General features: G+C 39.4%; 16 protein-coding genes and 1 riboswitch. Of the genes, 11 read left to right on the top strand and 5 right to left on the bottom strand.

Annotated elements, in window-relative coordinates; all coding sequences use genetic code 11:
- On the top strand, nucleotides 1-434 hold a 434-nt coding region (locus JCM10596_RS10355), incomplete at its 5' end, for a squalene/phytoene synthase family protein (RefSeq protein WP_025027071.1).
- A 116-nt stretch (nucleotides 435-550) separates the two neighbouring features.
- Here the strand turns inward: JCM10596_RS10355 and JCM10596_RS10350 are convergent.
- Complete coding sequence (locus JCM10596_RS10350) at nucleotides 551-1,171, bottom strand: DUF3298 and DUF4163 domain-containing protein (RefSeq protein WP_034681090.1); 621 nt, start codon at nucleotides 1,169-1,171, stop codon at nucleotides 551-553.
- Between the two features lie 163 nt (nucleotides 1,172-1,334).
- Here JCM10596_RS10350 and JCM10596_RS10345 point away from each other — a divergent pair, with 163 nt between their 5' ends.
- Both JCM10596_RS10345 and JCM10596_RS10340 read left to right on the top strand, forming a co-directional pair.
- Nucleotides 1,335-2,669 carry a DNA recombination protein RmuC gene (locus JCM10596_RS10345; protein WP_025027069.1) on the top strand — a complete coding sequence of 445 codons (1,335 nt, stop codon included), beginning with the start codon at nucleotides 1,335-1,337 and terminating at the stop codon, nucleotides 2,667-2,669.
- Between the two features lie 155 nt (nucleotides 2,670-2,824).
- On the top strand, nucleotides 2,825-3,253 hold the full coding sequence (locus tag JCM10596_RS10340; protein WP_034681087.1) for an HPr family phosphocarrier protein: 429 nt from the start codon (nucleotides 2,825-2,827) through the stop codon (nucleotides 3,251-3,253).
- Between the two features lie 132 nt (nucleotides 3,254-3,385).
- Here JCM10596_RS10340 and JCM10596_RS29510 read toward each other — a convergent pair whose 3' ends face one another.
- Entirely contained in the window at nucleotides 3,386-3,562 is a 177-nt protein-coding gene (locus JCM10596_RS29510; protein ID WP_159102340.1) for a hypothetical protein, read from the bottom strand.
- Between the two features lie 167 nt (nucleotides 3,563-3,729).
- On the opposite strand from JCM10596_RS29510, the gene cysK reads away from it, so the two are divergent.
- Nucleotides 3,730-4,656, top strand: coding sequence for a cysteine synthase A (cysK, locus tag JCM10596_RS10330; RefSeq protein WP_025027067.1), 927 nt, complete (start codon nucleotides 3,730-3,732; stop codon nucleotides 4,654-4,656).
- A gap of 36 nt (nucleotides 4,657-4,692) precedes the next feature.
- On the top strand, nucleotides 4,693-6,450 hold the full coding sequence (gene ade, locus JCM10596_RS10325) for an adenine deaminase (RefSeq protein WP_025027066.1): 1,758 nt from the start codon (nucleotides 4,693-4,695) through the stop codon (nucleotides 6,448-6,450).
- Here the strand turns inward: ade and JCM10596_RS29505 are convergent.
- Together JCM10596_RS29505 and JCM10596_RS24905 are read right to left on the bottom strand one after the other, a co-directional pair.
- Entirely contained in the window at nucleotides 6,447-6,620 is a 174-nt protein-coding gene (locus tag JCM10596_RS29505) for a hypothetical protein (RefSeq protein ID WP_159102339.1), read from the bottom strand. The two genes, ade and JCM10596_RS29505, sit on opposite strands and share 4 nt — an antisense overlap.
- A 25-nt stretch (nucleotides 6,621-6,645) precedes the next feature.
- A complete protein-coding gene (locus tag JCM10596_RS24905; RefSeq protein ID WP_051541267.1) occupies nucleotides 6,646-7,842 on the bottom strand; it encodes a TolB family protein in 1,197 nt (398 codons plus the stop codon).
- 142 nt (nucleotides 7,843-7,984) lie between these two features.
- On the opposite strand from JCM10596_RS24905, the gene JCM10596_RS24900 reads away from it, so the two are divergent.
- Entirely contained in the window at nucleotides 7,985-8,647 is a 663-nt protein-coding gene (locus tag JCM10596_RS24900; protein WP_025027065.1) for a peptidylprolyl isomerase, read from the top strand.
- Between the two features lie 131 nt (nucleotides 8,648-8,778).
- Here the strand turns inward: JCM10596_RS24900 and JCM10596_RS10310 are convergent, their stop codons facing one another.
- Complete coding sequence (locus tag JCM10596_RS10310; protein WP_025027064.1) at nucleotides 8,779-9,000, bottom strand: hypothetical protein; 222 nt, start codon at nucleotides 8,998-9,000, stop codon at nucleotides 8,779-8,781.
- A 168-nt stretch (nucleotides 9,001-9,168) separates the two neighbouring features.
- Between JCM10596_RS10310 and JCM10596_RS10305 the strand changes: the two genes are divergently transcribed.
- The 5 genes from JCM10596_RS10305 to queE all read left to right on the top strand — a co-directional run bounded on the left by JCM10596_RS10305 (nucleotide 9,169) and on the right by queE (nucleotide 13,829).
- Nucleotides 9,169-10,404: a hypothetical protein gene (locus JCM10596_RS10305; protein WP_025027063.1), complete on the top strand. Its 1,236-nt coding sequence runs from the start codon at nucleotides 9,169-9,171 to the stop codon at nucleotides 10,402-10,404.
- 21 nt (nucleotides 10,405-10,425) lie between these two features.
- Nucleotides 10,426-11,727 (top strand): stalk domain-containing protein, encoded by a 1,302-nt coding sequence (locus JCM10596_RS27765; protein WP_025027062.1) that lies wholly within the window; start codon nucleotides 10,426-10,428, stop codon nucleotides 11,725-11,727.
- A gap of 76 nt (nucleotides 11,728-11,803) precedes the next feature.
- Nucleotides 11,804-11,849, top strand: a riboswitch (PreQ1 riboswitch).
- A 58-nt stretch (nucleotides 11,850-11,907) separates the two neighbouring features.
- Complete coding sequence (gene queC / locus JCM10596_RS24890) at nucleotides 11,908-12,621, top strand: 7-cyano-7-deazaguanine synthase QueC (RefSeq protein ID WP_148302559.1); 714 nt, start codon at nucleotides 11,908-11,910, stop codon at nucleotides 12,619-12,621.
- A 4-nt stretch (nucleotides 12,622-12,625) separates the two neighbouring features.
- Nucleotides 12,626-13,108, top strand: a complete 483-nt coding sequence (gene queD / locus JCM10596_RS10290; RefSeq protein ID WP_025027061.1) for a 6-carboxytetrahydropterin synthase QueD — start codon at nucleotides 12,626-12,628, stop codon at nucleotides 13,106-13,108.
- The gene (queE, locus tag JCM10596_RS10285; protein ID WP_025027060.1) at nucleotides 13,101-13,829 is read left to right on the top strand and encodes a 7-carboxy-7-deazaguanine synthase QueE; all 729 of its coding nucleotides are present in this window, start codon (nucleotides 13,101-13,103) and stop codon (nucleotides 13,827-13,829) included. Before queD ends, queE begins: the two co-directional genes overlap by 8 nt.
- Nucleotides 13,830-13,935 lie beyond the last annotated feature (106 nt).

Genomic DNA, 13,935 nt, shown 5'->3' with positions numbered 1-13,935 from the left:
AGATAGAAAACGAAGCGGATTTAGATAGCTATACATACTATGTTGCTGGATTAGTGGGTGTTTTGCTCTCAGATATTTGGTATTGGTACGATAAAACAGAAACAGACAGGGAACAAGCTATTTCGTTTGGTCGAGGTTTGCAGGCTGTTAATATAATACGTAATCAGGCAGAAGATACAGACAGGGGCGTTCATTTTTTTCCAAAGGCTTGGAGCAAACAAGAAATGTTCTCGTATGCCAGACGTCATCTGCGTGCTGCTGATTCATATTGTCAATCGATTAAAACGAACGACATTTTAACATTCTGTAAGATTCCTCTCGTACTAGCCCAAGGGACGCTGGATGTGCTTGAAGAAGGAAAAGAGAAACTAACGAGAGAAGATGTTATCCGTATTGTGAGTCAAGTAACAGAGCTAGCAGGAAGCGAAGGGTGATTAGTAATCACAGAATAAGCATTAATTTGATAAACTCCTCATTTAGTAGACAGGTTAAAGGATACCATCGGACTACTAAGCGAGGAGTTTTTTTGTCCTGATTAGTGGGGGGAGAATCAGGCAATATCAGCCGCTAGAATGGAGAGCGGTCCATCTTCTTTACTCAAGTCTAAAATGTCATAAACGGAGATAGGAAACATGGGGAAGCCAACATAATAGGGACTTATTTCATAAAGCTGAAAATAGAGAACGATTGATTTATCCGCTAGGTAAAAGGGTTGCTCAGGTTGAATCCTTTTAAAATCATCTAGAAGAGGTATTCCTCTTGTCATGATCTGTTGTTTTACCAACTTGGATAAGGCTTCCACATAATTTGAATCTGCTTTGAATAAGTCGGAAAGAGTATACTGTTTGCCTGTCCGTAGATCAAAGGTTAATGATTGCAAAAGGGTATAGCCATGTGCCATGGGATAGGTATAGGTGTAGTTGCTCAAGGTTAAGCTGAGAATTCCTCTCTCGTTGGTTTTGATCTCGTAGTGTCCAGTGATCTCTGGAGTTCCTGCAATTTGAAACTTTTGTTGTTGCTCGATCAACGATAGGACGTTTTGGTAGATTTCATGATTTAGTTTGTTTTCAATTTCACGATGGGTCATATGACTTAATTTAGGATAATAAATCGTCACATTAGGTTCTTCAATACGTTGAGTATAAATCACAACTGGATTTTGATACCTCATTATGCCAGACACCTCCGAGCTGTATTTATTGTACTATAGTCTATTCAATTCAATTGAGAAAGGTTTGTTAGTGTGCATAAGGAACTGTGGTGTAGATCAAGTTGCAAACATATGTTTGTCTATGTATAATGGGACATAAGTAACTATTTTCGGAGGTTTTTTTATGAATGCTCTAATGCTGGTGTTATTAGGAATGAACCTAATAGTCACTTTGTTTTTATGTTATGTTTCAATCAAATTATACGATAGAGAACGACGGAGATCTCAAGCCATCAATCCTCATTTTGAAGTACTGGAGAAAGAAGTGAACCGACTGGAAAGATCATTAAAAGACGAGATGATTCATTCAAGACAGGAAGCAACGACCTCTCAAAAGCTTCATCGAGAAGAGCTATCAAGCGGATTGAATCAGATGAATCAATCTTTAATCAGCACAATGGAAAGCATGGCTAATCAACAAAAAAATCTGTTAGATAGTTTTGCCAAACAACTAACGGAACTGACAAGAATGAACGAAGAAAAGATTGAGAAGGTCAGGGAAACGGTGGAACAAAAGTTATCGCACCTGCAAGAAGATAATAATAAAAAACTAGAAGCGATGAGAGTGACGGTTGATGAGAAATTACATGCCACTCTTGAGAAAAGACTAGGAGAGTCTTTTCAGCTTGTGAGTGAACGATTGGAGCTGGTTCATAAAGGGCTGGGTGAAATGCAGCATTTGGCGTCGGGAGTGGGTGATTTAAAAAAAGTGCTGTCCAATGTCAAGACAAGAGGGACTTTAGGAGAAATACAATTAGAAAATTTGTTAGAGCAAACCCTAACCGTAGAGCAATATGAGAAAAACATAGCGACCAAGAAAGGTAGCACTGAAAGAATCGAATTTGCTATTAAGCTGCCTCATCGAGATCATTCACATCAGCAGGTTTGGTTACCCATAGACTCAAAGTTTCCTATAGAGGATTATCAGAAGCTTGTAGACGCTCAGGAGCAAGGTGATGCAGGTCGTGCTAATGAAGCGATGAAACAATTAGAAACTCGGATTAAGAGAGAAGCCCGAACCATTAGAGATAAATATATTGATCCTCCTAATACTACTGATTTCGCCATTATGTTTTTACCTGTTGAAGGGCTTTATGCCGAGGTTTTAAGAAGGACAGGCTTATGGGAAACCCTACAGAAGGAATATAAGATTGTCGTGACAGGACCTACAACCTTATCTGCATTCTTAAACAGTCTGCATATGGGGTTTCGTACATTGGCTATCCAGAAGCACTCCAGTGAAGTATGGGAAATCCTTGGAGCAGTGAAAACAGAATTTACTAAATTCGGGGATATATTAGAAAAGACGAAAAAGAAACTGCAAGAGGCGAGTAATAACATTGATACTGCCGCAGTAAGAAGCAGGGCTATTGAACGCAAATTAAAAAATGTAGATTCCTTACCCCTTTCAGAGGAAAAAGAATTGTTTCCACCGATAGACGTCGCTTCTTCAGAATAGAAAGTAAAGAGCCTAGCTATTTAGTTTGTGACATTTTAATGACTAAAAAAAAACTGTAAATATACCTGACAAAAATTATATCAAAAAGATGGTTCTGCCATATCATTAGAGTAAATAGAATAGAATCTGTGGTATAATTTAGGAGGTGTAGGTTTGTGAATGAGATTCAAGACAGAAAAGCAATGAAAATTGCCAATGATATTATTGAGCTTGATACAAAGAGGAACCAAATGTGGGAGCAACTAATTTCAATCCTTGGTCAACAGACTGATCAGGTTTTTAGAGAAATACAAAATGGACTGTATCAACAGCCCCTTACAAAATATGAAAAAAAGCTGACCATTTCTAAAGGATTGACGATAAAAGAGATTCTTTTGTTGGTGGATATAGCTGAACAATTTGAATCAACCGTGTATTTTCAAATGCGTGAGCGCAATGTGAATGGCAAAAACATTCTAGGTCTATCCTCGCTGATGGCGACCATTCAGGGGGAAACAGAAGTCCTCTTGAAAATCGAAGGAATGGATGCTGAATATGCAATGACTAAGATTGTGGCGGTGATGAACCAGCTTCAATCTTGCTAAAAAACTACGCTCAAAAAATTGTTGTTCATTAATAGTGAGAAAAACAAAAAAGGATAGGGAAGTAAACCATGCAGAACAGGTAAACTTCTCTCTATCCTTTTTCTTCATTCATTTTCTTCATCCATTGTAGGATCAAAAATCTTCTTCTGTTGGCTTCATATCCGCGGGCTGTACAGAGTTGCTTTCAACAGTATGTTCCACCGCAGAGGATCTTTTGATGAGTTCTTTCATGATGATATATTCCTCTTGATGGAGCTGAGAAGATAATTGTTCTAGTTCTTGGGTTGTCATTTTTGAGTAATCGGTCATCTATGCTTTGCTCCTTTTTAGAAAGATATTCTTTCCATTTACTCTCATTCCTATGCGAAGTGAAATTGCTGTCCATCTTGCTATTTTTCAGCCGCTTTTTGTTGTAAAATAATGAGCAAGGTGCAGGAATAATGAGAATCTGAAAAATGTGAGGTAGGTGAAAGAAAATGAATGTGTATGAAGATATCTCACAGCTTGTCGGTCGTACACCTATGGTGAAATTGCAAAGGATCATACCTAAAACATCGGCTGATGTGTATGTTAAGCTGGAGAGATTTAATCCTTCAGGGAGTGTGAAAGATCGTGCTGCCTATAATTTGATTCTTGACGCCGAGAAGCGAGGCTTAATTCAAGAAGGGGATACGATTATCGAACCAACCAGTGGGAATACAGGAATTGGACTGGCTATGATGGCGGCAGCCAAAGGTTACCGTGCTATATTAATCATGCCAGACAATATGTCCAAGGAACGTATTAATATTTTGAAAGCATACGGAGCTGAAGTGGTACTGACACCAAGCAGCAAACGTATGCCCGGGGCGATTGAAAAAGCATTGGAGTTACAAAAGCAAATACCAAGAAGCTTTATCCCTCAGCAGTTTGAAAATAAGGCAAACCCAGATATCCATAGAGTCACCACTGCATCTGAAATTCTAGAGCAGATGGAGGGAAAGCTTGATGCTTTTGTAGCCACCTCAGGTACAGGGGGAACCATTACAGGAACGGGTGAAGTTCTTCGTGCCTCGTTACCTGAAATACATATAGCCGTTGTTGAACCCAAAGGTTCGCCAGTATTATCTGGAGGGGAACCAGGACCGCATAAGCTGGTAGGGACAAGTCCAGGATTTATTCCCCAAAATCTGAATACAGAAATATACAATGAAATCATTCAAATTGCAGATGAAGAAGCGATTGAAACAATGAAAAGACTGGCGCGAGAAGAAGGATTATTAGTTGGACCTTCCTCTGGCGCATCTGTCTATGCTGCGAACATTGTAGCAGAAAGGCTAGGAGCGGGTAAAAAAGTGGTTTGTATTGCACCAGATACCGGCGAGAGGTATTTAAGCATGAATCTGTTTGAGGACGAACAATAACGTCATAGAATCATTACATAATTAGGGGGATTTTTTTTGATACATCATAGGAATGAAACAGAGAAACTAAAAAGAAAGATTGCGGTAGCAGCGAAACGGGAAAAGGCGGATCTAGTGATCAAAAATGGACAAGTAATCGATGTTTTTAATCAGGAAGTTATGAAGGTGGATGTAGCCATCGTTGATGGAGCAATTGTTGGCTTAGGTGAGTATGACGGGCATGAAGAAGTAGACGCTCAAAATAAGTATATCTGTCCTTCTTTCATTGATGCTCATGTCCATATTGAGTCATCAATGGCTACTCCCTCTGAATTTGCCAAGGTGGTTCTGCCACATGGAGTGACAACGGTCATTGCTGACCCTCATGAAATTGCCAATGTAGCAGGGGTAGAAGGAATTCAATACATGCTGGATGCATCCGAAAATATCCCCTTACAGGTCTATGTGATGCTCCCATCCTGTGTGCCTTCCACCTCCTTCGAAAATGCGGGTGCGATATTGGGAGCCGAGGATCTAGAACCATTGTATCAGCATCCTCGAGTGATTGGCTTGGGCGAGGTCATGGATTACCCTGCCGTATTTCATGCGGACAAGAGAATGCTGGATAAAGTACTTAGTGCAAAGCGGAATCAAGCAAAAATAGATGGGCATGCAGCCGGATTGGATCGGGATTCATTGAATGTCTATACAACCGCAGGGATTAAAACAGATCATGAGGCAGTTTGTGAAGAAGAGGCTCTAGAACGCATTAGAAGAGGAATGTACTTGATCATTCGCGAAGGTTCCGTAGCAAAAGATCTAGTTAATTTAATCGGTATTGTTACAGAGAAAAATGCCCGTCGATGTACGTTTTGTACAGATGATAAGCATCTCGATGACCTGATTTTAGAAGGGAGTGTTGACCACAATGTACGTCTAGCGATCCAACATGGAGTCCACCCAATTACCGCCATCCAAATGGCTTCATTAAGTGCTGCGGAATGCTATGGTTTAACCCAAAAAGGAGCCATTGCCCCTGGTTATGATGCTGATTTCCTTATTCTCAATCATCTTGAGAAACTAGAAATCGAGCAGGTTTATGTTGCCGGAAAAAAAGTAGCGGAAAACGGAGCTTTTTCAGCTCAACTAGATCAAGAGGTACAGCCATCTGCTACCTTAACAAATAGTATTCATATTCAGGGATTGACGGAAGATTCCCTTCACTTGAATTTAGGCAGTCATCAACGAGCGAATGTAATCCAAATTATTCCCAATAGTCTCATTACTCAGCATCTAGTAGAAGAGGTTCAGACTGAGCATGGAAGATTTGTTCCTTCGATAGAGCGAGATCAGCTAAAATTAGCTGTCGTTGAAAGGCATAAGCAGACAGGTCATATTGGCTTGGGCATTGTCAAAGGACTTCAAATAAAAAAAGGAGCCATAGCAACGACGATTGCCCATGACTCGCATAATATTATTGTTGCAGGTACGAACGATTCAGATATGATCTATGCTATTCAACAAATAGAAGAAATAGGAGGGGGACTAGTGGTTATCGAAAATCAACAAGTCATCGCTTCTCTCCCATTGCCTATAGCAGGATTGATCTCGCAAGAGAGTGCGGATTCCATCTATCGTCAACTTGAAGAGATCAATGAGGCGTTAGAGCACATAGAGGCAACAAAAGAATGTAATCCGTTCCTAACCTTATCTTTTCTTGCTCTCCCTGTGATCCCGAATATTAAGTTGACTGATTTAGGGCTTTTTGATGTACAGAAGTTCACTCATATACAGGTGGCTGCTGAAGAAGATTAAACAGCTACAATAAATCGAAGCGTTTTGGCTAACGTATTAATATCATATTTATCTGCCCACAGAATAAAATAATGGTATTGTACACCATTGATTTGTATCGGAATAGGGTACTTAGCAATCAGTGCTGCTTGCCTGTTCATTTCCTTTGGTTGATCATCGGAAGGGATCACAAAGCATGCTTCTTGATCATCTACTTCAGTAGGAATGATCAGTGGATCTGTGCCGTAGGGTTGTAGGTGATGAGTCGCTTCTGTATGACAGACGTCTTCGATAGATTGATCGGATGAGAGGGCACTTACTTGAATAAACTTCTTTCCCTTCGAATCTGTCGGGTGATACTTGTTTCCAATGAGAAGGGTAGACAAAGGACACTTTGTACTGGGGATGATTATATCTTTCATAGGTTACAACATTTCTCTGTGTAGATCCAGACCATTGATGAGCCGTCACTTGTCCTTGATTGACCAGTAATGTAGGTATGGGTTTATTTCGATCGATCAGCCAGATCTGTGATGGAAAACTATCCTGGCTACATCCAGCGAGATAAGTAATCCTGCCATCTGCCGTCCAAGCAACTTGAGTACTAAAACAATTGGCAATGGCATGATTTCTTTTCTCTCCCCCAAGGTGGGTATCAGATTGAATAAGAGAATAGTAGACGCCTTGTTCAGTCATATCTGTTGCACTATAGGCTATGGACTGTGAATGGGGAGACCATGCGGGAGAATAGTTTTTCCCTAAAGGTCCACCTTCTAGCTCATATCGATTTCCTGTATTGATTTCTTGTGTATAAATGATGGAAATACTAACCCCTGGAGAGGTAAAGAGAAAGAACCTTCCATCAGAAGAAAGACGAAGATGATGGTGAGGCATATCTGTTACGTTAGTCAAAGCTTCTTTTTGATGAGTTTCAAGGTTCAGTACATACACTTGGCTATTCCCTTGTTCATCGATTCCTTGGAATAGAAGTCTATTACCAGCAGGAAACCATTGCACATCTGTCGCTCCTTGCTGTGGATAAGCAAGGCTAGTATGCTGAAATAGATCATAGATAATGATATGGTCCTGCTTCGTATAGGCGAGTTTCGTATCATCTGGCGACCAGCTCAAAAGAGTGGAGGGAGAAACCTGATCAATTCGCCTAATCTTCCCTGAAGAGATCTCTACGACGTACACGATGTTTTGATGTCCCACAAAAGCGATCTGATCATTTTTAGAGGACCAATAAGGAACGGAGCTTTCGGTGGCTAACTGTGAAACAAGCGGTCTATTGTAGCCTGTAAGTGGATGATATAACCAAATGTCAAAGTGAAGCCCTTTTTTCAATGTATAGGCAAGGCAGCCCATATTTTCTAGGGGAGCAGAAGAGCTTGAAAAATCTTGAGTGTGCATACAAGTACATCTCCATTTCATCATTAAATCTTAGTTCATATGTATGCAGAAATCGTCCAGTAGGCAATCGACGTGGAGAAAAAAAGAAATGATTATTTTAAAAAATGGTATTAAAAATTCCTATTATTGAGGAGAGATGAAAATGAAACAAGGATCTAGTAGTAAACGGTTTATCTATCAATGGTTAATTATCTTGGTCGTAGCTAGCTTGGCACTTACAGCATGTGGTCAAGCTCCAAATCAAGAAACACCTGGAGCAGAAGGAGAGGTAAAAGAGGAAGATAAACAGTATCCCATTGTAACTATTGTGATGGACAATGATGAAGAAATTAAAATCGAACTTTATCCTGAGGTAGCACCCAATACAGTAACCAATTTTATTTCTCTTGTTCAAGAGGGCTACTATGATGGTCTTATCTTTCATCGAGTCATTCCCGACTTTATGATCCAAGGTGGAGATCCTACGGGCACTGGTGGGGGTGGACCTGGGTATAGCATCAAAGGTGAATTTACTTCCAATGGCTTTGAGAATAATCTCAAGCACGAAACAGGTGTGATTTCCATGGCAAGAACAGAGGTTCCGGATTCTGCGGGCTCTCAATTTTTCATTATGGTAGCCGATGTTCCTTCACTCGATGGAAAATATGCAGCATTTGGAAAAGTCATTTCTGGGATGGAAACCGCTCATAACATTGCTTTGGTGGAGAGAGGAAAAAATGATCTTCCTGTTGAAGAGCAAAAAATGAAAAAGGTGACAGTTGAAACATTCGGGGTGGAGTATGGAACTCCTGAGAAAATAGAGTAATAGAGTAGAAATACACTGGAGTGATTGATCTGAAAAAATAGTATCTAGAATCCATTTTGTAGAGGTTGAAAAAAGGGAGCGAAGGCTCCCTCAGGCTGTCGAAAAACTTCGATAGCTTTTTTTGTATATCACTACCAGCTAATCTGATACGTTATTTTTTCATCTCTTATAGAGAAGATCATCTCGATAAAGGTATCGAATGAAGGTTCGTCCCAGTAGGCTGGAGCTTCTAGATTGTGCTTCCTGGTGAATTTTTCAATTGCGTCGGTGAGGGAGGATGCAAGAATAATATGGTCGATTTCTTTAAATCCAATGATCGTTGAATGAAGCAAGGTAAAAGTATATTTTTTCAATCGAATTCTCCTTTAAAGACATTTTCTTATTTATCCCATTGTAACCATCAAGCGATGTATAAACTCCATCTGGTGGAACTCTACTTTATTTTATCAAAAGATAAGACTCATGATATACTTTAATGTATGAGTAGACAAGAAATATGGATGAGGAAAGTAGGGGAACGAGTGGCACAAAACTATTTCTATGGTACGATCACTGTTGATCAGCACCATACGGACGAAGAGAAAAAAGCAATTTTAGAGAGATTTCCTGCTCCTATGTATGCAGTTGACTCTTCTGCATTTCACATCGAAAACGTTGAACATGGAAACCACGTCAATGGTATTGTCGTCTTATTAAATGATTATAAGGTAGAGAAAGCAGCCAATGGGAATCCTTATCTGAAGCTTAGATTCGAAAATAGTATGGGGTCTTTTGCAGCGAAGCTCTGGGATAATGACGGAGCTGTAGAATATGCTCTTCCCCTGCTAGAAGAGAATTCGGTCTTTGAGATTTCAGGAAAAGTTGAGGAGTTTAGAGGCTTTAAATCGATCACTCTTTCAAGAATAAAACCATGTACAAGCCAAGATCCACTGAACCCTTTTGATTTGCTTTCCGCAACTCAAGCTGATACCGAAGCATTGGTGGTGGAGCTCTATTCGTATGTAAATGGTTTAGAAGAACCATATAAAACAATTGCTTTTAAAGGTATGGAACGCTTTTGGCGAGAATTCTCGATTAGACCGGCAGCGAAGGGATTCCATCATAACTATTTATCTGGCTTGTTAAAGCATACCGTTGGACTCATGCGTATCGCTCACTATTTACTTGTTCAACAGGATAATCATTATAAAGGAGCTTTGCGCCTCATTCAGGTTGTGGAAAAGGCTCATAAGGAAGAGCTTTGGAGTAACTTATCTCTGGAGAAACCGATGGATGTTAGAAAATTAACTTGGACGGATACAATTGATCATTTGTATTCGATCTTTTATAGTATGTTGGAATTCTCGACTAGACAACCTGATTATTCGATGATTATTTGCTCTATTTTTTACCATGATATCGGTAAACTGCTAGAATATGATCATGCAGGCAAGGGCTTGGAGGAATTTGAATTCTTATTTCCGACAGCGGATCGTTCCGTACTAGAACAAAGAAAACCCACAGGAATTACAATGGACTCATTAGGTGGATTAATAGGTCATATCCCACTGGGAATTCTATTGTTTAACAAAATTCTTGAAAAAGAAGAGATTCAAATGCCGTTAGAGGAACAAGTGGCAGTTCTGCATAATATTAGCTCTCATCATGGAAAAATAGAGTGGGGGAGTTCAACAAAGCCTCAAACGATTGAAGCATGGCTCGTTCATTTTTGTGATTTTCTAGATTCTAGATACGAGAAAAGCGAACAAATAAAATAATAGATTTGGAGTGTTAAGATCATGAAAGTAAGTAGAAATATAGGACGTCACCTAGTTTGGGGAATTTGTTTTTTTCTCTTTCTTCTCGTGTCTTCTCAGCAAGTAGCAGCTCAAGAGCAGCAAGTGATGAGAATAGCTGATTCTTATATCATAAAGGATGGTAGAACCTTAGTTCCGATGAGAGCGATATTCGAAACTCATGGTGCTGAAGTATCCTGGAATGCAACAAGTCAAAAGATTACAGGAAAAAACCAAAATACCTCTGTAACGCTGGAAGTAGGAAATAAGACCGCTCTTGTTAACAACCAGAAAGTATCCTTGGATGTAAGCCCTGTGGTGCAAAATGGTCGTACCTTTGTCCCTATTCGTTTTGTTTCAGAAACATTTGGCTCTAAGGTGCAGTGGGATCAAGCAACAAAAACCGTATTAGTGCATAAGAACCCTATGATTTTAGTTATTAATAACCAAAAGGACAAGGTAAAAGAATTTAGTTTTCAAGGAATACAAATTGGGGACCCAGCCATTTTGGTGGATACCTTGTTAGCGCAGTCCCAAAGAACAAGTCTAAGTAGATATGGGTTCGAATGGAAAACCTATCATGAAAACTATCAAAACTTTATCATGGTAGGGATTCAAAATGGAGCAGTAGTGGGCTTATATTCTAGCTCTGCTTCAATGAAATCGAAAAACGGACTTGGGGTGGGAAGTTCTTTAGCCCAGGCGAGAAAAATACTAGGAAAACCCATCGATCGAATCGTGAAGAATAATATGCTCTTCAAAATATCTAGTGAAGATGGATTAGATTATTTTAAGCAAGAAGGGTATTATGCCACCTTATTCTATGATGTACATCAGAATACAACACTTACTTCTGTTTTATTAATTGATGCGAAGGTAGAAGAAGCATTTACACATCATTATGGGAAGGCTGAGAACAAGCTGCGTGAGAGCTATGAGTGGCAAAACTTTGATATAACTAATGCCCTGCGTGTACGAATGGGCTTAGATCCACTGTTATGGAGTGATCCTTTGATAAAGACGACGAGAACTCATAGCCAAGATATGATTGATCGTAAGTTTTTTGATCATACAAATCCAGATGGTTCTTCGCCTTTTGATCGAATGTCAAAAGACGGGGTTATCTACAGCTTAGCGGGTGAAAATATCGCCATGGGTCAATTCGATGCCATTTACGTGCATGAAGCGTGGATGAACTCAGTAGGGCATCGCAAAAATATTGTTGCTGCCTTTAAATACTTAACCGTTGGAGTAGCCTTCGATAAGGATCGAGTCCCTTATTATACACAAAATTTCTATAAATAAAATATTGTAAAAAAGTCAATAGAAATAAAGATTAGATATGTGCTATAATGAGCTAAGTTTCATAAATTCCGTGAAAACGGGAGAGGTTCTAGCAAAAACCCTCTATAAAAAACTAAGGATCTAAATGATAAACCATTTCCTTAGGATGTGGTTTTTTTCTTTTTTTCGTAGCATTTCTCTATGTTCACGATAGATCCTTTACACATCGACTATATCTTTCATAGGAAGAGGAGTAAGAAAATGAAGAATGAAAAAGCCATCGTGGTTTTCAGTGGAGGGCAAGACAGTACAACTTGTTTATTTTGGGCAAAAAAAAATTTTAAAGAGGTAGAAACCGTCACCTTCAATTACAATCAACGGCATAAGCTAGAGATTGAAGTTGCCCAAAAAATCTCCGAGGAACTCGGTGTCAAGAATCATTTATTAGATATGTCTCTCTTACATCAGTTGGCTCCCAACGCATTAACAAGAGATGAAATAGAGATCGAGCAAGAAGAGGGGGAGCTTCCTAGCACCTTCGTTGATGGAAGAAATCTTTTATTTCTTTCATTTGCTGCTGTTCTTGCCAAGCAAAGAGGGGCACGTCATATCATAACAGGTGTATGTGAAACCGATTTTAGTGGATATCCAGATTGCAGAGATGTATTTATTAAATCATTAAATGTCACATTGAATCTCTCTATGGATTATCAGTTTGTCCTTCATACCCCCCTTATGTGGTTAGATAAGGCTGAAACATGGAAGCTAGCCGATGAGCTAGATGCCTTCGAATATGTTAGAAACAAAACTCTAACCTGCTACAATGGGGTCATTGCCGATGGCTGTGGAGAATGCCCAGCTTGTATCCTGCGCAAAAAAGGGTTAGATACGTATGTAAAAGGAAAGGAACAATAACATGATGTATGGATTTAAGATCGTTGAGAAACTTCAAAAGTTTGAACAAGACATTCACAAGGAGCAGCTGAAGTACCATTCAAAACGAGTCTTGGTAAGTAAGCAATTTACCTTTGATGCTGCTCATCACTTACATTGCTATGAAGGAAAATGCAAAAATCTACATGGACACACATATACTGTAGTATTTGGGATTAGTGGTTATGTAGATGAGATTGGATTATTAATGGATTTTGGCGATATCAAAGACATTTGGAAAAATGAAATTGAAATTTATTTGGATCATCGATATCTTAATGAAATGCTGCCCCCTATGAATACAACCGCCGAAAATATGGTTGTTTGGATTTATGAAAAAATGGCAGAGGCGCTACAAAAAGAAGAGAATAGAGAAAGGTATCATGGAGCAAGAGTAGAATTTGTCCGTCTATTTGAAACCCCTACTAGCTATGCAGAAGCAAGACGGGAGTGGATGGAGCTTGAATAAAATACCTGTCTTAGAGATTTTCGGTCCTACGATCCAAGGAGAAGGGATGGTTATAGGTCAGAAAACGATGTTTGTTCGGACGGCTGGGTGTGATTATTCATGTTCATGGTGTGATTCCTCCTTTACCTGGGATGGTACAGGAAAAGACGATATTGTACAGATGACAGCAGAGGAGATATGGCATAAACTAATGGAGGTTGGTGGGGACTGTTTTGCCCATGTAACCATCTCAGGAGGAAATCCGGCTCTGCTCAAAAATCTGGGCGAGCTGGTGTATCTTCTAAAAGAGAAGAATATAAAAGTAGCTCTGGAGACTCAAGGTAGCAAATGGCAGGATTGGTTCTTGCAAATTGATGAGTTAACCCTTTCTCCTAAACCGCCAAGTTCAACAATGAGAACAAACTATCTCATCCTGGATGACATTGTGCGGAAGTTAAAGGAAGGTAATAGAGCCCAACATGTGAGCTTAAAGATTGTTGTCTTTGACGATCAGGATTATACATTTGCCAAGCAAATAGCAGTAAAGTATCCTGAGCTGTCTAGCTATTTTCAAGTAGGAAATGAAGATACGCAGACAGCTAATCACGATCACTTATTAGCTCAATTATTACGTAAATATGAATGGTTAATAAAAAAAACAATGAGAGATCATGAGGTAAATCATGTTCGTGTTTTGCCACAATTGCACACGTTCTTATGGGGAAATAAAAGAGGGGTCTAGGAGAATGACAGATTCTATTTTTTAAGCAAACATGAATGAACAAAAAGATGCCTAATACATTGATGTTCAATGAATAGGCATTTTTTTATACCGTTCAAACCAACAG

Origin of the sequence: Caldalkalibacillus mannanilyticus JCM 10596, from assembly GCF_000615945.1 — a bacterium.
Lineage (GTDB): Bacteria > Bacillota > Bacilli > Caldalkalibacillales > JCM-10596 > Bacillus_AT > Bacillus_AT mannanilyticus.
The sequence above is the reverse complement of the archived record's forward strand: the minus strand, read 5'-3'. Positions and strand labels throughout refer to the sequence as shown.